Annotated in this window: 18 protein-coding genes and 1 pseudogene; 10 read left to right on the top strand and 9 right to left on the bottom strand. The window is 72.9% G+C overall.

From position 1 onward, the window contains the following. Nucleotides 1–317: 317 nt before the first annotated feature. The 6 genes from AB0G16_RS05785 (at nucleotide 318) to AB0G16_RS05760 (ending at nucleotide 5741) form a co-directional block, all read left to right on the top strand. Entirely contained in the window at nucleotides 318–1334 is a 1017-nt protein-coding gene (locus AB0G16_RS05785; protein WP_362799174.1) for an ABC transporter substrate-binding protein, read from the top strand. Continuing rightward, entirely contained in the window at nucleotides 1331–2194 is an 864-nt protein-coding gene (locus tag AB0G16_RS05780; protein WP_362799171.1) for an ABC transporter ATP-binding protein, read from the top strand. Before AB0G16_RS05785 ends, AB0G16_RS05780 begins: the two co-directional genes overlap by 4 nt. Beyond that, nucleotides 2187–3173 carry an ABC transporter permease gene (locus AB0G16_RS05775; RefSeq protein ID WP_362799168.1) on the top strand — a complete coding sequence of 329 codons (987 nt, stop codon included), beginning with the start codon at nucleotides 2187–2189 and terminating at the stop codon, nucleotides 3171–3173. Before AB0G16_RS05780 ends, AB0G16_RS05775 begins: the two co-directional genes overlap by 8 nt. Next, nucleotides 3170–4519, top strand: a complete 1350-nt coding sequence (locus AB0G16_RS05770) for an LLM class flavin-dependent oxidoreductase (RefSeq protein ID WP_362799165.1) — start codon at nucleotides 3170–3172, stop codon at nucleotides 4517–4519. Before AB0G16_RS05775 ends, AB0G16_RS05770 begins: the two co-directional genes overlap by 4 nt. Continuing rightward, nucleotides 4516–5052 (top strand): NAD(P)H-dependent oxidoreductase, encoded by a 537-nt coding sequence (locus AB0G16_RS05765; protein WP_362799162.1) that lies wholly within the window; start codon nucleotides 4516–4518, stop codon nucleotides 5050–5052. The genes AB0G16_RS05770 and AB0G16_RS05765 overlap by 4 nt, the downstream gene beginning before the upstream one ends. 185 nt (nucleotides 5053–5237) lie before the next feature. Further along, nucleotides 5238–5741 (top strand): flavin reductase family protein, encoded by a 504-nt coding sequence (locus tag AB0G16_RS05760; protein WP_362799615.1) that lies wholly within the window; start codon nucleotides 5238–5240, stop codon nucleotides 5739–5741. Between the two features lie 153 nt (nucleotides 5742–5894). Here the strand turns inward: AB0G16_RS05760 and AB0G16_RS05755 are convergent, their stop codons facing one another. Next, nucleotides 5895–6995 carry an oxidoreductase gene (locus AB0G16_RS05755; RefSeq protein WP_362799159.1) on the bottom strand — a complete coding sequence of 367 codons (1101 nt, stop codon included), beginning with the start codon at nucleotides 6993–6995 and terminating at the stop codon, nucleotides 5895–5897. A 154-nt stretch (nucleotides 6996–7149) separates the two neighbouring features. Here AB0G16_RS05755 and AB0G16_RS05750 point away from each other — a divergent pair, with 154 nt between their 5' ends. After that, complete coding sequence (locus tag AB0G16_RS05750) at nucleotides 7150–7596, top strand: MarR family transcriptional regulator (protein ID WP_362799156.1); 447 nt, start codon at nucleotides 7150–7152, stop codon at nucleotides 7594–7596. A 139-nt stretch (nucleotides 7597–7735) separates the two neighbouring features. Continuing rightward, nucleotides 7736–8968, top strand: a complete 1233-nt coding sequence (locus AB0G16_RS05745) for an epoxide hydrolase (protein ID WP_362799153.1) — start codon at nucleotides 7736–7738, stop codon at nucleotides 8966–8968. A gap of 197 nt (nucleotides 8969–9165) precedes the next feature. On the opposite strand, the pseudogene AB0G16_RS05740 reads toward AB0G16_RS05745, so the two are convergent. The 7 genes and pseudogenes from AB0G16_RS05740 to AB0G16_RS05710 all read right to left on the bottom strand — a co-directional run. Further along, nucleotides 9166–9288: pseudogene (locus AB0G16_RS05740) on the bottom strand (DUF1707 domain-containing protein); the annotation flags it as partial. Beyond that, the gene (locus tag AB0G16_RS05735) at nucleotides 9285–10088 is read right to left on the bottom strand and encodes an ABC transporter permease (protein WP_362799150.1); all 804 of its coding nucleotides are present in this window, start codon (nucleotides 10086–10088) and stop codon (nucleotides 9285–9287) included. The gene AB0G16_RS05735 and the pseudogene AB0G16_RS05740, both read right to left, overlap by 4 nt. Next, entirely contained in the window at nucleotides 10085–11050 is a 966-nt protein-coding gene (locus tag AB0G16_RS05730) for an ATP-binding cassette domain-containing protein (RefSeq protein WP_362799147.1), read from the bottom strand. Before AB0G16_RS05730 ends, AB0G16_RS05735 begins: the two co-directional genes overlap by 4 nt. 54 nt (nucleotides 11051–11104) lie before the next feature. Continuing rightward, on the bottom strand, nucleotides 11105–11962 hold the full coding sequence (locus AB0G16_RS05725) for a DUF4097 family beta strand repeat-containing protein (protein ID WP_362799144.1): 858 nt from the start codon (nucleotides 11960–11962) through the stop codon (nucleotides 11105–11107). Nucleotides 11963–12073: 111 nt separating this feature from the next. After that, nucleotides 12074–12640 carry a hypothetical protein gene (locus AB0G16_RS05720; RefSeq protein ID WP_362799141.1) on the bottom strand — a complete coding sequence of 189 codons (567 nt, stop codon included), beginning with the start codon at nucleotides 12638–12640 and terminating at the stop codon, nucleotides 12074–12076. Nucleotides 12641–12849: 209 nt separating this feature from the next. Further along, nucleotides 12850–13398 carry a hypothetical protein gene (locus AB0G16_RS05715; protein WP_362799138.1) on the bottom strand — a complete coding sequence of 183 codons (549 nt, stop codon included), beginning with the start codon at nucleotides 13396–13398 and terminating at the stop codon, nucleotides 12850–12852. A gap of 124 nt (nucleotides 13399–13522) precedes the next feature. Next, nucleotides 13523–14041 carry a hypothetical protein gene (locus AB0G16_RS05710; RefSeq protein WP_362799135.1) on the bottom strand — a complete coding sequence of 173 codons (519 nt, stop codon included), beginning with the start codon at nucleotides 14039–14041 and terminating at the stop codon, nucleotides 13523–13525. Nucleotides 14042–14184: 143 nt separating this feature from the next. Between AB0G16_RS05710 and AB0G16_RS05705 the strand changes: the two genes are divergently transcribed. Continuing rightward, a complete protein-coding gene (locus AB0G16_RS05705; protein ID WP_362799132.1) occupies nucleotides 14185–14862 on the top strand; it encodes a TetR/AcrR family transcriptional regulator C-terminal domain-containing protein in 678 nt (225 codons plus the stop codon). Nucleotides 14863–14890: 28 nt separating this feature from the next. Here the strand turns inward: AB0G16_RS05705 and AB0G16_RS05700 are convergent, their stop codons facing one another. After that, nucleotides 14891–16102, bottom strand: coding sequence for a cytochrome P450 (locus AB0G16_RS05700; RefSeq protein WP_362799129.1), 1212 nt, complete (start codon nucleotides 16100–16102; stop codon nucleotides 14891–14893). 117 nt (nucleotides 16103–16219) lie between these two features. On the opposite strand from AB0G16_RS05700, the gene AB0G16_RS05695 reads away from it, so the two are divergent. Continuing rightward, nucleotides 16220–16858 carry a TetR/AcrR family transcriptional regulator gene (locus AB0G16_RS05695; protein ID WP_362799126.1) on the top strand — a complete coding sequence of 213 codons (639 nt, stop codon included), beginning with the start codon at nucleotides 16220–16222 and terminating at the stop codon, nucleotides 16856–16858. Nucleotides 16859–16908: the final 50 nt, after the last annotated feature.

Raw genomic sequence — 16908 nt, 5'->3', positions numbered from 1 at the left:
ATTTCATGTAAAGCCAGTAGGAAATGTTGACTTCTGTTCCACCGGACCGTAGGTTCGGAGCATGAGCAATGGGCTTCACCTGACCCGGCGCCCGCACGTGGACTTCTGTCACGTCGCCAGCGCGCAGTGTCGTTGATCACGGATCACTGACGATCGCCCTGCCGGTGAGGGGCGCGGCGTCCCGCCGCCTTCCCGGCCCCTCACCCCTTCGCGTGGCCGACGGTGCCCACGCCTCCCCCATGTCCCGTCCCATCGGCATGTCCCGCCCGCGCCACGGCGCCGCGCGAGCATGCCCTTCCTCTCCGAGGACGACTTCCGTGATCAGAACCAGACACGCCCTCCCGTCCGCACTGCTGGCCCTCTCCCTGACCGCCTGCGGCTCCGCCTCGGGATCGTCCCGTACGGGCGCCGAGGTCACCGAGCTGCGCTACCAGGGCAGCGTCGGCGCCGTCACCTTCCCCGAACTCGCCCAGGCGCTCGGCTACCTCGGTGACGTCAAGCTCAAGTGGGTCGGCAACACCATCTCCGGCCCGCAGGACATCCAGTCGGCCGCCACCGGCCAGACCGACTTCGGCGGCGCGTTCAACGGCGCGATCGTCAAGCTCAAGGCGGCCGGCGCCCCCATCAAGGCCGTGGTCGGCTACTACGGCAGCGACAAGGACAGCTACATCGGCTACTTCGTCGCCGACGGATCACCGATCAAGGGCCCGCGGGACCTGATCGGCAAGAAGATCGGCGTCAACACCCTCGGCGCCCACCTGGAGGCCGTGCTCAAGGAGTACCTCAAGCGCGGCGGCCTGACCCCCCAGGAGATCGACAAGGTCGAACTGGTGGTCGTGCCGCCGGTCAACACCGAACAGGCGCTGCGCCAGGGCCAGATCGACGTGGCCGCGCTCTCCGGCATCCTGCGCGACAAGGCCCTGGAGCGCGGCGGCATCAAACCCCTGTTCAAGGACATCGACCTGTTCGGCTCCTTCACGGCCGGCAGCGTCGTGCTCACCCAGAGGTTCATCGAGCAGAACCCGAAGACCACCGGCACGTTCGTGAACGCCTTCGCCAAGGCCGTCGAGTGGACGCGTACCCACCCCCGCGAGGAGGTGATCGCCAAGTACAAGGAGATCATCGCCGGGCGCGGGCGCAACGAGGACGCCACGGCCGTCGAGTTCTGGAAGAGCAGCGGGGTGCACAACAGGGGCGGCGCGATCGCCGACAAGGAGTTCACGACCTGGATCGACTGGCTGGAACGCGAGGGCGAGATCAAGCCCGGCCAGGTGAAGGTGTCCGACCTCTACACCAACGAGTTCAACCCCCTCGCCGCGGGGAGCGCGTCATGAGCCCGCGCACCGCCGGCAACGGGGCCGCCGAACGCCGCGCCACCGGGAACGGGGCCGCCGCCCGGCCCGTGAAGATCGGGATCCGGGGAGTGGACAAGGTCTTCCGGATCAGGGGTTCCGACCGCCCGTTCACCGCGGTCGAGGGAGTCGACCTGGACGTGCGCGAGGGCGAGTTCCTCACCCTGGTCGGCCCGAGCGGCTGCGGCAAGTCCACCCTGCTGGACCTCGTCGCCGGCCTCACCGCACCGACCGGCGGCGAGATCCTCATCGACGGACGGGTCGTCCACGGCCCCGGCCTGGACCGCGGCGTCGTCTTCCAGCAGTACGCGCTGTTCCCCTGGCGCACCGCCCTGGCCAACATCGAGTTCGGCCTGGAGGCCAAGGCCGTACCGAGAAGGGAACGGCGCGAGCGGGCCCGGCACTACCTGGACCTGGTCGGGCTGGGCGGGTTCGAGCACCGCTACCCGCACGAGCTCTCGGGGGGCATGCGCCAGCGCGTCGCGATCGCCCGCAGCCTCGCGTTCGACCCGGACGTGCTGCTGATGGACGAGCCGTTCGCCGCGCTGGACGCGCAGACCCGCGAGTCCCTCCAGGAGGAGCTGCTGCGCATCTGGGAGAAGACGAAGAAGACGGTGGTGTTCATCACCCACGGCATCGACGAGGCCGTCTACCTCGGGCAGCGGGTCGCGGTGATGACCTCCCGGCCCGGCCGGATCAAGCGGATCGTCGACGTCGCCTTCGACTCGCGCGAGGGCGACCTGCGCGCCGACCCCGTCTTCGGCGAGTACCGCCATCACGTCTGGACGCTGCTGCGCGACGAGGTCGCCACGGCTCAGGAACAGGAGCGGACCGTTGGCTGACGCGCTCACCACATCCGAAGTACCCGCCGGGGCCGCCGTCGGGGCCGTCCCCGTGACGGGAGGCCGCGCTGACCGGGCCAGGGACGACGTGCCCACCGCCGAGGGCCGGACCGGAGGGGACGCGCCCACCCCCGAGAACCGGGCCAGAGGGGACGTGCCCACCCCCGAGGACCGGGCCACGAACTTCTTCAGGGTCTCCGGCGCCGCGCGGACGTCCGCGGTGTCGTGGCTGGGGCTGCTGCTGCGCAGGACCTCGGCCATCGCCCTGCTGGCCGGGATCTGGGAGGTGCTGCCCCGGATCGGGGTGGTGGACGCGGTGTTCGTGCCGCCGCTCTCGCAGGTCCTGCTCGCCTGGTACGACCTGCTCGTCTCCGGGCAGCTCGTCGAGCACTTCCGGGCGTCGCTGATCCGCTCCGTCTCGGGTTTCGGGCTGGCCATCCTGGTCGCCGTCCCGGTCGGCCTGGCGATCGGCCGCTACCGGCCGGTCGCCGACTTCCTCAGCCCGGTGCTGGAGCTGTTCCGCAACACCTCGGCCGTGGCCCTGCTCCCGGTCTTCATCCTGGTCCTCGGCCTGGGCGAGCCCTCGAAGATCGTCTTCGTGTTCTACGCCTGCTCCTGGCCGATCCTGCTCAACACCGTCAGCGGGGTCAGGACCGTGGAACCGCTGCTGATCAAATCAGCCAGGTCCATGGGGCTCGGCTCGCTGCGGCTGTTCCAGAAGGTGATCCTCCCGGCCGCCGTGCCGACCATCTTCACCGGCATCCGCCTCGCCGGGGCCACCTCGATCCTGGTGCTGCTGTTCGCCGAGATGGTCGGCGCCAAGGCCGGCCTGGGCTACCTCGTCCAGGACGCGCAGTTCAGCTTCCGCATCCCCGACATGTACGCCGGGATCATCACGATCTCCGCGCTCGGCCTGCTGTTCAACCTGCTCCTCCTCGCTGTGGAGCGCCGCTTCTCGACGTGGAGGACCACCTCATGACCACCCGCAGGCTCCACCTGAACGCCTTCCTGATGGGCGTCGGCCACCACGAGGCCGCCTGGCGTCACCCGCGCACCGAGCCCGCCCGGCTCAACGACGTCCGGCACTACCAGCGACTCGCGCGCGTCGCCGAGCGGGGCCGGCTCGACTCGGTCTTCCTGGCCGACGGCCTGGCCCTGCACGGCGACGTCCGCCACAACGCGCTCGGCGGCCTGGAACCCCTCACCCTGCTGTCCGCGCTCGCCGCGGTCACCGACCACATCGGCCTGATCGCGACCGTCTCCACCACGTACAACGAGCCGTTCCACGTCGCCCGCAAGTTCGCCTCCCTGGACCACATCAGCGGCGGCCGGGCCGGGTGGAACATCGTCACCTCCGCCGGTGAGGCCGAGGCGCGCAACTTCGGCGTCGATCGTCCCGCGCACGCCGACCGCTACGCCCGCGCCGACGAGTTCCTCGACGTGGTCACCAAGCTCTGGGACAGCTGGCAGGACGACGCGATCGTCCGCGACCGCGACGGCGGCGTCTACGCGGACACGACCAGGATCCACCCGATCGAGCACGCCGGGGAGCGGTTCGCCGTCCGCGGCCCGCTCAACACCTCCCGCCCGCCGCAGGGACACCCGCTGCTGGTGCAGGCCGGCTCCTCCGAGGCCGGCAGGGAGTTCGCCGCCCGGCACGCCGAGGCGGTCTTCACCGCGCAGCAGACCCTCGCCGAGGGCCGGGAGTTCTACACCGACCTCAAGAGCCGCCTGGCCCGGTACGGCAGGGGTCACGACGAGCTGCTCGTCCTGCCCGGCATCTCCCCGATCATCGGTTCCACCGAGGAGGAGGCGCGCCGCCTGGAGAGGGAGCTGCAGGACCTCATCACCCCCGCCTACGGCCTGGCCCAGCTCTCCGTCCTGACGGGCATCGAGCTGACGCACGACGCGCTGGACCGGCCGCTGCCCGACATCTCCGTCGAGACCGAGGGGGCGCAGAGCCGCCGCAAGCTCGTCGTGGACCTGGCCCGCAGGGAGAACCTCACCGTCCGGGAGCTCCTCGGCCGCCTGGCGGGCGGGCGTGGCCACCGGGTCGTGGCCGGCACCCCCGAGCGGATCGCCGACCAGATCGAGGAGTGGTTCACCGCGGGCGCGGCCGACGGCTTCAACGTCATGCCGCCGATCCTGCCCGGCGGCCTGGAGGACTTCGTCGACCACGTCGTCCCCGAACTGCGGCTTCGGGGCCTGTTCCGGACCGAGTACGAGGGCCGCACGCTGCGCGAGAACTACGGCCTGCCGCGTCCGGCCTCCCGTTACGCGCCGTCCGCGGTCGCCGCGCTGCCCGAGGCGGTGGTGGCGTCGTGAGCTCCGTCGTGACACTGGTCGGCAATCCTCGCGAAGGATCCCGCACGCGGGCCGTGGCCGTGGCGGCGGCCGGGACGCTCGGGCGGCGGATCGGGTACGACGACCCGCCCGAGGTCGTGGACCTGGCGGCGCTCGCACCGCACCTGCTGGCGCCGGTCCCGTCCCCGGCGGTGGAGGCGGCGCTGGAACTGGTCGCGGGGGCCGGCGTGCTCGTGGTGGCCGGCCCGACCTACAAGGCCACCTACACCGGCCTGCTCAAGGTGTTCCTCGACCGGCTGCCCGGGGGCGCGCTGTCCGGGACCGTGGCGCTGCCGCTGCTGGTCATGGGCGACCCCCGGCACGCCCTGGCCGTCGAGATCCACCTGCGGCCCGTGCTGGTCGAACTGGGCGCGCTCGTGCCCACCCCCGGGCTGGCGGTGGTGGAGTCCGAGATCCCCGCCCTCGACACCCACCTCGATCTGTGGGCCGACCGGGTCGCCCCCCAGGTGACCTCGGCCCTGCGAGAGCCCCTCAGGCAAGGAGCGGAAGCATGACGGAGACCATCGCCGAGACCCCGCGGACGGTCCGCCCCGGCCCGGCCGAGCCCTTCACCGAGACCCCGCGGACGGCCCGTCCCCGCCCCTCCGGCCCGCCCCGCCCGCCCGGTCCGGTCACCTCGACCGGCCTGTCCGCCCCGCCCGTCCCGCCCGTTCCGTCCGGTCCGGTCGTCCCGGGGGGCCTGCCCGCCCCGTCCGGCCAGGCCGTGGACCGCGAGACCTTCCGCCGGACCCTCGCGGCGCACGCCGCGGGCGTCGTCGTGATCACCGCGCAGAACGAGGGGGTGCCCATCGGGCTGACCGCCACCTCGTTCTCGTCGGTGAGCCTGGACCCGCCGCTGGTCTCCTTCTACGTCGACCGGCACTCCACCACCTGGCCGGGGTTGCGCGCGGCCGATCACTTCGCGGTCAACATCCTCGCCGGAGACCAGGCGGAACTCGCGTCGCGGTTCGCCCGCAAGGGCATCGACCGCTTCGCGGAACCCACCCGGTGGCGCCCCGGGCGACTGGGGGCGCCACTGCTGCGGGACGTCTCGGCGCACCTGATCTGCCTGCCCCACCGGGCCATCGAGGTGGGAGACCACATCCTGGTGGTGGGCCTGGTCGCCGAGGCCGTCGCGAACGGTCCGGACCGTCCCCTGCTGTATCACCGGGGGCGCTTCGGCCGGTTCAGCGTCCACCCCTGACCCGGTCACCGTTTTCGGCCTCAGGCCCCGGCGGCCGGTTCGGGACCCGTCCCCGATCCGGTCGCCGGTCCGGCTTCCCCGGCCAGGCCGGTCGCGGATCGAGCGTCCCCGCCCGGTCGGCTCCCGGCGGAACCGGAGGGAGAGCGGGACGGTTCAGCCCAGCCGCAGCCGGGCCACCCTGCCCTGCTCTCCCGACGCCCAGCAGCCCGCGCGGACCGTGCAGGAGACCGTGTCGAACGAGCCGGTGTCGAAGGTCGTCCAGGTCCGCCCCGAGGTGAGCGTCACGTCGCTGCCGGACGGGCCCACCGCGACGGCCGCGAAGGGCGGGAACGGAAGCCAGCTCACCCCCGACCGGTAGGCGGGCGGCGCGGCGGCGGCGGGCCGCCAGGTCCTCCCGCCGTCCCGGGTCAGCGCCGCCGCCGCCGGCGACTCCTGGTCGGGCCGGTAGTCGCCGCCCACCGCGATACCGTGCCGGGGGCCGCGGAAGGCGAGGGCGAAGACCCCGCGGGCGGGGTCGGCGGCCGGGATCGGGGTGTCGCTCACGGTCCAGGTCAGGCCGCGGTCGCCGGAGTGGAAGACCCGGGAACGGTCGGCGCCGCCGGTGGCGAGCCAGACGTCGCGCCCGCCCGAGGTGGTCAGGCACTGGCCGCCGGCGGCGAACCCGGCCTCGCCCGGGAGTGCCGCGGGCATCCCCCCGGAGGGCAGGACGCGCCAGCTCCGGCCGCCGTCGTCGGTGGACAGGATGCGGAACCTCCCGTCCACCGGGTCGCTCATCGCCAGCCCGTGCCTGTGGTCGAAGAAGGCCAGGCAGTCGTAGAAGGCGCGGGGATCGTCGTTGCGGAACGTCTCCGCCCAGGTCCGGCCCGCGTTCTCGGTGCGGTAGACGCGGGAGTCGGCGCCCTGGCCGATGGACAGGATCACCGCCTCGCGCGGGCCGAGGGCCTCGACGTCGCGGAACTGCAGGGCCTCCGTGCCGGGCGGGCCGACGTTCGACCAGCTCCGCCCGCCGTCGGCCGTGCGCAGGACCGTGCCCTCGCTGCCCGAGGCCCACACGACGTCATGGCTGACGGGGGACAGGCCCCGCAGGCGGGAGGTCACGCCGGTCGGTCTCACGTCCCAGCCGAGCCGGGAGACCGAGGTCTCCGCGCCGACGGGCACGGCGGTCACGGTGGTCACGCAGAGCACCGAGGACACCGACACCACCGAGAGCGCCGACAGGACCGGCAGGGAGCGCGTCAACGATCTAAGCCTCATGTCGGGAAAAGTAACTCATGGCGGTAAAGACGTCCACGAGTGCGGATGAGATCGCACGGCACTCCCGGGGCGCCGGGTCCGGGGGTGATCCGGGGGTGACGGACACGCGAGAGTCGTATAAGTAATTTATATAAGCAAGTGATACATTCGCTCCATGGCACCGCGGAATCGGCAGGATCTCGACGCCGGCGATCTCGCCGCCGTCCTGGAGGAGTTCATCCGGAGCTTCATCCGGCTCCCCTCGGCCGAGAGGCACACGTTCACCACGCTGTCGGTCCTTCACACGCTGGCCGGCAGGGGCCCCATGCGGCTGACCGCGCTCACGGCGACCGAGCAGATCACCCAGCCCGCCGTCACCCAGCTCGTCGCCCGGCTGGAGCGCGACGGGCTGGTGGAGCGCCGCCCCGACCCCGAGGACCGCCGCGCGGTGCTCGTCCAGGTGACCCCGGCCGGCGCGCGGATCGTCCACACCCGGCGCCAGGACCGCGTCGACCGGCTCGCGCGGCTGTCCGAGACCCTGACCCCCGAGGAACGGCACGCCATCGGCGCCGCACTGCCCGCCCTGGCGCGGATGGCCGCGCTCATGGACGTCGAGCGCTGATCCCCGCGCCCGTGACCGTCGGGCGCCGGTCCCGCGCCCGTGGACGTCGCGTGCCGATCCACGGCGCGTCCACGGCGCGTCCACGGACGCCGGGCGCCGGTCCGCGGCGCCCGCCTCGTACACCCCGGAAAGGAACACCATGGCGACCACAGCGCGCCTCCCGCTGGAACCCGCGCCCCTGCACGTCCCCGACGCCGTGCTCGACGACCTCAGGGCCCGGCTGCGCCTCACGAGATGGCCCGACGGCACGGGTGACCGCGACGGGTACTACGGCGTCGACGGCGGCTACCTGCGAGAACTCGCCGACCACTGGCTCCGCCGGTACGACTGGCGCGCGGCCGAGGCCGCGATCAACGCCTACGAGCACTACCGGGTGGACGTCCGGGGCGTCCCGGTCCACTTCATGCGCAGGGCCGGTGCCGGGCCCGCCCCCGTGCCGCTCATCCTCACGCACGGCTGGCCGTGGACCTTCTGGCACTGGTCCAAGGTGGTCGACCCCCTCGCCGACCCGGCGGCCTTCGGCGGCGACCCGGCCGACGCGTTCGACGTCATCGTCCCCTCCCTGCCGGGCTTCGGCTTCTCCACCCCGCTGCCGGACCACTCCGGCATGAACTTCTGGAAGGTCGCCGACCTCTGGCACGCCCTGATGACCGGCGTTCTCGGCCACCGGAGGTACGCCGCCGCCGGATGCGACATCGGCGCCCTCGTCACCGGCCAGCTCGGCCACAAGTACGCCGACGCGCTGCACGCCGTCCACATCGGCTCCGGCCAGAAGCTCACCATGTTCAACGGCGACCGGGCCTGGGACCTCAGCGGCGGGCAGCCGATCCCCGAGGACCTGCCCGAGCCCGTGCGGCGGCGGCTCGTCGCCCTGGAGCGGCGCTTCGCCGTGCACCTGGCCGCCCAGGTCCTCGCCCCCGACACCCTCGCCCACGGGCTCGCCGACTCGCCCGTCGGCCTGCTCGCCTGGCTCCTGGAGCGCTGGGACCACTGGAGCGACAACCGCGGCGACGTGGAGAACGTCTTCTCCAAGGACGACCTGCTCACCCACGCGACGATCTTCTGGGTGAACAACGCCGTCGGTACCTCGATGCGCTACTACGCCAACGCCAACCGCTACCCCTGGACCCCCTCCCACGACCGGTGGCCGGTCGTCGAGGCCCCCACCGGCATCACCTTCGTCGGCCACGAGAACCCGCCGGGCGTCACCACCCCCGAGCAGCGCGTCCGGAGCTGGCTCTCCGGCGACCGCGCCGCCTGGTACCACCACGTCAACCTCACCGCCCACGCGGACGGCGGGCACTTCATCCCCTGGGAGATCCCCGAGGCCTGGGTCGACGACCTGCGCCGCACGTTCCGCGACCGGCGCTGAGCCCCCGGCCGGGGTCCCGCCCCGGCCCGCGCGCGTCCGGCCCCCGACCGGCGGGGCCGGACGCGCGGGTGACGGACGCACCGGCGGGACGCGCCCGGTCGAGGACCAGGGGCGGACCACGTCGTCCACGGGGGGCCGGGCAGACCGGCGGCCACCGGCGCCAGGTCGCCGCCGGGGACGGCGGTGAGGGCCCGATCGAGGCGCTCGTCCAGTTCCTCGGGGGTGAGACGTCCCTCGGCGAAGGCGAGCCGCAGCCGCCGGACGACCCTGTCGCGGTCCGCGCCGGAGAGGCGCGCGCCGCCTGCCCCGGGGGCCGTCACAGGCTGACCGCTCTCTTGTAGAGCCGCGTGGCCAGCGGGACGAACACGACCAGGAGCAGCGCCGACCACAGGAACGACGCCGGGACGGCGTGCCGGAGCGGCCACGCGTCCGGAACGGGAAGGCCGGGAGGGATGTTGCCGAAGAGCTCGCGCGCCGCCTGGACGATCGTGGAGACGGGATTCCACTCGGCGAACACCTTCAGCGGGCCGGGCAGCCGCGCGCTGTCGACGAAGGCGTTGGAGAGGAAGACCAGCGGCATCGACACGACGGTGGCGATGTTGTTGAACGTCTCGGGGGTGCGCAGGGCCAGCGCGATCGTCGCCGTCACCCAGGAGAACGCGTAGGCGAACAGCAGCAGCATCGCGAAGCCCAGGACGGCCTCCTGCGGCGACGAGCCGATCCGCCACCCCACGATCAGCCCCATCACCGACATCGCGACGACGCTGCTGACGTTCATCAGCACGTCGGAGGCGGTCTGGCCGATCAGCACCGCCGACGGCGCCATGGGCAGCGTGCGGAACCTGTCGAAGATGCCCTTCTGCAGGTCCTGGGTCAGGGTGTACCCGGTGATCTGCGCGCTCGTGACGATCGTCTGCACGAAGATCCCGGGGATCATGTACTCCTGGTACGACATGCCCGGTATCACGATCATGCTGCCGAAGACGTAGGCGAACAGCAGCACGAACACGATCGGGAGGGTGATCACGCCCCCGATCAGGTCGGGGGCACGCTTGATCTTGAGCGCGTTGCGCCTGGTGATCGTCATTCCGTCGGCGATCGCGACCTGCAGGGCGTTCATCGGCTGTGCTCCTTCACGTTCTTCGTCGTCCCGTGTCCGGTGAGTGTCAGGAACACGTCGTCGAGGGTCGGCCGCCGCAGGCCGGCGTCCCTCACGGCGATCCGCTCGGCGGCCAGTCTCGCCAGGGCGTCGGCGAGCGAGGCGGCGCCGCCGGCCACCGGGACGATCACCCGCAGCGCGGCGGCGTCGACCTGTGTCTCCCCCACGGCCAGGGGTGCCAGCGCCCGGCCGGCGTTCTCCAGGTCGGCCGGGTCCGTCACGGTCAGCGCGATCCGGTCGCCGCCGACCCGGTCCTTGAGCTCGTCGGCGGTGCCGAGCGCGATGACCCGGCCGTGGTCGACCACCGCGATCCGGTCGGCGAGCCGGTCGGCCTCCTCCATGTACTGGGTGGTGAGCAGCAGCGTCGTGCCGGCGGCGACGAGCTCGGCCAGGACGTCCCACAGCCCGGCGCGGGCCCGGGGGTCCAGGCCGGTGGTGGGCTCGTCGAGGAACAGCACCGGCGGGTCGGCGACCAGCGCCCCGGCCAGGTCGAGCCGCCGCCGCATGCCGCCGGAGTAGCCCCGCACGGGGCGGTCCGCCGCCCCGGCCAGGTCGAAGCGTTCCAGCAGCTCGCGGGCGCGCTCCCTGCTGCGCCCGGTGCCCAGGTGGTGGAGCCGTCCCACCATCTCCAGGTTCTCGGCGCCGGTGAGGTGGTCGTCGACGGCGGCGTACTGCCCGGAGACCCCGATGTGGGAGCGCAGCCGCCGGGCGTCGCGGACGACGTCGAACCCCGCGACCGTGGCGCGGCCGGCGTCCGGTCTCAGCAGTGTGGTCAGGATCCGTACCGTGGTGGTCTTGCCTGCGCCGTTCGGCCCGAGCAGGCCGAACACCGTCCCCTCGGGGACCGACAGGTCCAGCCGGTCGAGGGCGATCACGTCGCCGTACTTCTTCACGAGGCCTTCGGCCACGATCGCGGGGGGCATGGGTCTCTCCTCTGTGGTGTCCCGGCCGCCGGGGGGCGGCCGGTGAACGGGGGGTCAGCCGGTCGGCGGCCGGCCGCGGCGGATCACGATGTCGCCGTTGGAGGTCCGGGCGCGCACCTCGGCGGTCTCGTCGCCGCGCCGGGGGCCGTCGCAGGGGTCCAGCAGGACGTTCACGGTGCCGTACTCGGTCCTCACGTCCAGGTGGGCGGTGGTGCCCTCGCGGATGCCGGCCTCGATCTCGCCCGAGGCGGTCTCCAGGACGACCTGGCCGCGTACCACCTCGCCGATCCGGACGTCACCGGTCGCGGTCCTGGCGTCGACGCCCGCCAGCGCACGGTCGACCGTGATGTCCCCGTACGCCGTCTTCAGCCGCAGGTCGCCGGTCACCTCGCCGAGCGTGACGGAGCCGTTGGCGGTCCTGATCGTCGCCGAGCCGTCGATCTCACCGATCCGGATCTCGCCGTTGGCCGTGGTGACGTCGGTGTGCCCGGCCGACCGGACCACCGTGACGTCGCCGTCGGCGGTGTTCAGCCGCAGCCTGCCCGTGCGGTCGAGCCAGATGTGGCCGTCGGAGGTCTCGAACCTGGACTCCCCGAGGCGGCCCTCGCAGTGGAAGTCCCCCGTCGTGCTCGCGTCGACGCGGGAGCCGGTCGGCAGCTCGACCCGCACCTCGACCGCGGAGCCCCATCGGAACCACGAGCGGAGCGTGGGCGTGGGCGCCTTCACCAGCAGCCTGCCGCGGGAGCACTCCACCCGGATCTGTTCCGCGCCTCGCGCGTCGGCGTCGTCGGAGCCGTCCTTCGGTCGTATCTCCACGACCGTGTCGGCGCGGTCGCTCGCGTGGATCCGCACGTCGGCGGTCGCGAGCTCGATGACGGCGTGGATCGGTTCCGGGGTGTCGAACGTCGGCATGGCGGTGCCCTCACAGGTGAACGATGGCGGGTGTCCGGGCCGCGGGGACGGGCGATGAGCGGTGACGGCGCGGGGCCGGCGGGACGGGTCCGGCGGGGTGCGCGGGTCGCGTCAGCGTACCCAGCCCGTGTAGTGCCGGCCGGTTCCCGGATCGTCGGCGTGGCCGGAGCGGCGGCCGGTGTCGCCGGGGTCGAGCGCCGCGGACACGGCGCGGACGAGCCAGGCGTTGACCGAGAGCCCCTCCCGCGCGGCGGCCCGCTCGATGCGCGGCTTGAGGTGGTCGGGGACGCGGAGCGAGATCCTGGACGTGCCGCCCTCGTCGCTCTCCGCGGGCTCCTCCGGGACGGGCGCCCGCACGCCCATCGCGACCTCCACCGCGCCGGCCAGCGCGCTCCTGAGGCTGCTCGCGCGCGGCTCCTCCGGCGACCGGTCGGCCGCCGGTGGCGTCACGAGGAAGTCGAGGTCGCGCCCGCGCAGCCGTACGTCGACCGAGCCCGGCGCGAGATCGCGGGTGATCTCACCGGCGGCGGCCGACAGGGCCTCCAGCAGCGCGAGCCGGACGGACGACTCGAGCGGCGCGATCAGGCGCTCGGCGAGCGCGCGGGCGTCCGGACCGCCCGCCTCCGCGGCGACCGCCAGATCGCGCCGGAGGGTGTCGACATACGGTGTGAGATCCATGACGTCACTATGGCGTCATCATGACGCCATTTCAAGTCACGGGCGGCTTTTTCTGGCGTCACACCGGCCGTCGTCCTCGTCCGCGGGGTGTGTTTCCCCGTACGGGAATCTGCTTCGCCGCGTTGATCTGCGGAAACACGCATTCGGAGTACCTGGGCGCTGTGACGTCATGATGGCGTCACATGTGTCGTGGGAGGGACGTGCGCCGGTCAGCGGAAGTACGCGCCGGCCTCGGGTGTCGCCAGCAGCACGATGACCAGGAGCGAGCCCAGGGTCGTGAGCGCGAAGCGCGCCAGGACGAGAGGGCGCAGCCAGGAGGGGAATCCGGTGTTCGCGGCGGCGATCACGGCTCGCGCGTCGACGTCCCGCGCGGCGGGGTCGCCGGACCTGGCGAGCGCGGCCCGGGTGTAGCGGGTGGCGAACACCTGCCCGGCGGTGACGGAGCCGACGGCGAGCAGGACGAGCGGTTCGGCGATCCACGACAGGACGCGGCCGGTCCCGCTCGCGGTGAGGTTGAGCCAGGCCGGGATCGCCAGGCACGCGGCGACGCCCAGGGCGAGCGCGAACTCCCAGGGCCTCTCCTCGAACCTGATCCCGTGCCGGGCGAGGAGCGCGGCCGGGTGTCCCTGCCTGGCCATCTCCGCCTCGGCCGCCCGCTGGGCCCTGGCCCCGGTGATCCCGGCGGTGACCGGGATGACGACGAAGGTCGCGGCGAGCAGGAGCTGCAGCGTGACGGCGACGGTGACGGAGGGCGGCACGGTGGGTCTCCGGGGGAGCGGGCCGCACCGGCGACGGTGCGGCGAGGACGGCAGGAGCGGCGGGGAAGACAGGAGCGGCGAGGACGACAGGAGCGGAGCGCGGTGAGAGCGGGTCGTTCGCCCGTCAGGCGGCGAACACCGCGGCCAGCACGAGGATCGAGGCGCCGAACGCCACGACGTGCCGCGCCTTCTGCAGGGTCCACGTCCAGGCCGGGAAGCCGTCCTCGGCCGCCTTGAGCAGGGCGGGGACGTCGACGCGGGCGAGCATCGGGTCGCCCTTGCGCCGGAAGGCGGCCTGTACGGACCGGGTGGCCGTCACCTGGCTGTACAGGATGAGGCAGCTCCCGGCCAGGACGATCGACTGGAAGATCACGTTCAGGAGAGGGGCGTGGTCGCTCCCGGCCAGGTTGAGCCCGGCCAGCGCGGTCATCACCGCGGCGACCGTCGCCGGGACCGCCGTCTCGTGGCCACCGGCGTCGAACCTCATCCCGTTCTCGGCCAGGACGGTGGGCCGTACTCCCTGGCGCTCCAGTTCCGCCTGCGCGCCGGCCGTCGCGGTGGCCCCGTAGCGGTGGCGCACCAGCGGGATGCTCAGGAAGGCCGCGGCGACGAGCAGCTGCATGACGGCGACGAGAGTGTTCACGAGAGGTCTCCTCCGGCGGGCGCCCGGTGGCGCCGCGATCGACTTGCACTAAGTTCAAGGAGAACGTAACGCACCGCCTGAACTAAGTTCAACAACTTTCCTGAACTTTGTTCAAGTCGGTTCCGGTGCCCTATCGTGAGCGCATGCCGCGCGACACGCTGACCAAGGAACAGATCATCCGGACCGCGATCGAGCTCCTCGACGAGGAGGGCCTGGACGGCCTGAACATGCGCGCCCTGGGAAAGCGGCTCGGCGCGGCGGCGACGGCGGTCTACTGGCACGTCAAGAACAAGGACGACCTGCTCCTGCTCGCGGGCGACCGCGTCTGGGACGAGATCGGGCTGCCCGACCCAGGGGCGGACGGCTGGCGCGCCGCGGCCACGGCGATGGCGACCGGCCTGCACGCGATGCTCGGACGGCACCCGTGGCTCGTCCAGGCCTTCGGCTCCCACCTGTTCCACGGACCGGGCAAGGCGCGCCACGACGACCACAGCCTCGCCGTCTACGAGGCGGCCGGCTTCACCGGCGCGCAGGCCGACCGCGCCGCGGCCACCGTCTTCACCTTCGTCATGGGCGCCGTCCTCGGCGCGTCGGCCACCGTGTCCCTGAAGCGGAGGCTCGGCCGGAACGGCGCGGACGCCGAGGCACTGATCCAGGACACCGTCGCCAGGGCGGGCGAGGTCGCCATGGGGTTCCCCCGGCTGCGCGCCCGCCTGGAGACGCCGCCCGCCCTGGACTACGCCGCCGCCCCCGACCACACCTTCGAGTACGGCCTCGAAGCCCTCCTCGACGGCCTGGAGGCACGGCTTCCCGGCGCGTGACGTCCGCGACGCCCCGGCCGGTGCGCGGTCACCAGCGGACCGGGACCGTGCGCAGGCCGCCGACGGCCAGGCCCTCCACCGGTTCCAGCTCCTCGGCGGGCACGGCCAGCTCCAGGGAGGGGAGCCTGCGCAGCAGCACCTCCAGCACGACCTGCAGCTCGGTGCGGGCCAGGGCCTGGCCCAGGCAGGAGTGGGAGCCGGACCCGAAGGCCAGGTGCGGGTTCGGGCTGCGGCCGAGGTCCATCTCGGCGGCGTCCTCGAAGACGTCCTCGTCCCGGTTGGCCGCGGCCATGCTGCAGATCACGGTGGTGCCCCGGGGCAGGACCGTGCCGCCGGCCTCGGTCTCCTCGGGCAGGTAGCGCGGCAGGCCGATGCCCGCGTTGGCGTCGAAACGCAGCGACTCCTCCACCGCCGTGCGCACCAGCGACGGGTCGGCCACCAGCCGCTCCCACCGGCCGCGGTCGGCCAGCAGCATGCAGACCATCTTGCCGATCATGTTGGCGGTGGTCTCGTGCCCGGCGACCAGCAGTGCCATGCCGGTGACCAGGATCTGCGTGTCCGACAGCCCGCCTTCCTCGGGGCCGCCGACCGCGATCAGCTCGCTCAGCAGGTCCTCGCCCGGCGAGGCGCGCTTGGCGGCGACGTGACCCGCCATGTACTCGAAGAACTCGACCTGGGCGGCCTCGATCTCGGCCCGGCCGTAGCGGGTGAGGTTGAGCAGGGTGTCGGACCAGTAGGCGAACCGGTCCCGGTCGGCCGCGGGTACGCCGAGCATGTCGCAGATGACGTACACCGGCAGCGGGAAGCCCAGCGCGGTCCGCAGGTCGCCGGAACGGCCCCCCGCGACCATGTCGTCGACGAGCCGGTCGGCCATCTCCGTCATCACCGGCCGCAGGGCGGCCATGCGCTTGGCGGTGAACCACTTGACGACCAGGCGCCGCCAGTGCAGGTGCTCCTCACCCCCGTCGGGGATGATCTGCGCCATCTCGCTGCTGAAGACCCCGCCCCCGTCCGCCGACAGCCGGGCCGCGTCGGGCGCGTTGAGCTGACGGGTGAGCCGCGGGTCGGCGAGCACCCGCTTGACGTCCTCGTGGCGGGTCAGCAGGGTCGCCCGGTCACCGCTGGGCAGCCTCACCTCGCTCACCGGGCACCGCCGGCGCAGCTCCGCCCACTCCGCGGGCGGCTCCAGGGCCGCGTCACCGGGGATCGGGTAGTTCAGGACCTGCTCGCTGGGACTCATTCGGCCTCTCCTCGTGAACGGACGGCGTGAATGTCGTCGCTCCCTCCGCCCTGCCACCAGGTTAACCGACACATGTAGGAAAACCTACATGTGTCGTGAGAAGGTAGGGTGATGGACGTGGCCACCACCAGAACGGGCGGCACCCCCTCGGGCGACCGGCGGGTGCGGCGCACCCACGCCGCTCTGGCGCGCGCGCTGATCCAGCTCGTCGAGGAGCAGGACCTGTCCCGGATCAGCGTCGCCGACGTCGCCGGACGCGCCGGGGTGAGCCGCTCGACCTTCTACGACCACTACCGGGACGTCCACGAGCTGGCCGAGGCCGCCTGCACCGCGATGATCGACGACCTGATCGGGTCCCTGCCCGGCCCCGGTCCCGGCACGGTGGACGTGACGCTGGACGCGAGCCGGTCGCTGGAGGCGTTCTTCGCCAGCCTCGCCGAGCACGCCGGCCTCTACCGCGGCCTGCTGGGACCGCAGGGCAGCGCCCGCGTCACCGACCACATCCGCCGCCGCGTCACCGCGGGCGTCCACGACCGCGTGCGCCAGGCCCTCGCCGGTGGCGACCTCCCCGAACGCGACGGGTCGTCGCCGGAGATCCCGCACGACGTCCCCGCCGCGTTCACCGCCGGGGCGCTCATCGGCGTGGTCACCGACTGGCTCCAGCGCGGATGCCCGCGGTCCCCGGCCGAGATGGCCGCCCTGACCATGCCCCTGCTGAGCGCGATCTACGGCGTCGACGCCGGCACGTTCCCCTGAGACACCGGCACGTTCCCCCTGCACGCCCGCCCGGTTCCTGCACGCCGCCC

It is taken from the genome of Streptosporangium sp. NPDC023615 (genome assembly GCF_040640155.1).
Taxonomy (GTDB): domain Bacteria; phylum Actinomycetota; class Actinomycetes; order Streptosporangiales; family Streptosporangiaceae; genus Streptosporangium.
This window is presented reverse-complemented; position numbering and strand designations above follow the sequence as displayed.

What these genes read in the sequence shown, in the direction of transcription:
- AB0G16_RS05730 (WP_362799147.1), bottom strand. Translation starts at nt 11,050, where the DNA reads ATGCCCCCCGCGATCGTGGCCGAAGGCCTCGTGAAGAAGTACGGCGAC.
- AB0G16_RS05750 (WP_362799156.1), top strand. Translation starts at nt 7,150, where the DNA reads ATGGCACCGCGGAATCGGCAGGATCTCGACGCCGGCGATCTCGCCGCC.
- AB0G16_RS05755 (WP_362799159.1), bottom strand. Translation starts at nt 6,995, where the DNA reads ATGAGGCTTAGATCGTTGACGCGCTCCCTGCCGGTCCTGTCGGCGCTC.
- AB0G16_RS05745 (WP_362799153.1), top strand. Translation starts at nt 7,736, where the DNA reads ATGGCGACCACAGCGCGCCTCCCGCTGGAACCCGCGCCCCTGCACGTC.
- AB0G16_RS05780 (WP_362799171.1), top strand. Translation starts at nt 1,331, where the DNA reads ATGAGCCCGCGCACCGCCGGCAACGGGGCCGCCGAACGCCGCGCCACC.
- AB0G16_RS05735 (WP_362799150.1), bottom strand. Translation starts at nt 10,088, where the DNA reads ATGAACGCCCTGCAGGTCGCGATCGCCGACGGAATGACGATCACCAGG.
- AB0G16_RS05770 (WP_362799165.1), top strand. Translation starts at nt 3,170, where the DNA reads ATGACCACCCGCAGGCTCCACCTGAACGCCTTCCTGATGGGCGTCGGC.
- AB0G16_RS05725 (WP_362799144.1), bottom strand. Translation starts at nt 11,962, where the DNA reads ATGCCGACGTTCGACACCCCGGAACCGATCCACGCCGTCATCGAGCTC.
- AB0G16_RS05705 (WP_362799132.1), top strand. Translation starts at nt 14,185, where the DNA reads ATGCCGCGCGACACGCTGACCAAGGAACAGATCATCCGGACCGCGATC.
- AB0G16_RS05700 (WP_362799129.1), bottom strand. Translation starts at nt 16,102, where the DNA reads ATGAGTCCCAGCGAGCAGGTCCTGAACTACCCGATCCCCGGTGACGCG.
- AB0G16_RS05720 (WP_362799141.1), bottom strand. Translation starts at nt 12,640, where the DNA reads ATGGATCTCACACCGTATGTCGACACCCTCCGGCGCGATCTGGCGGTC.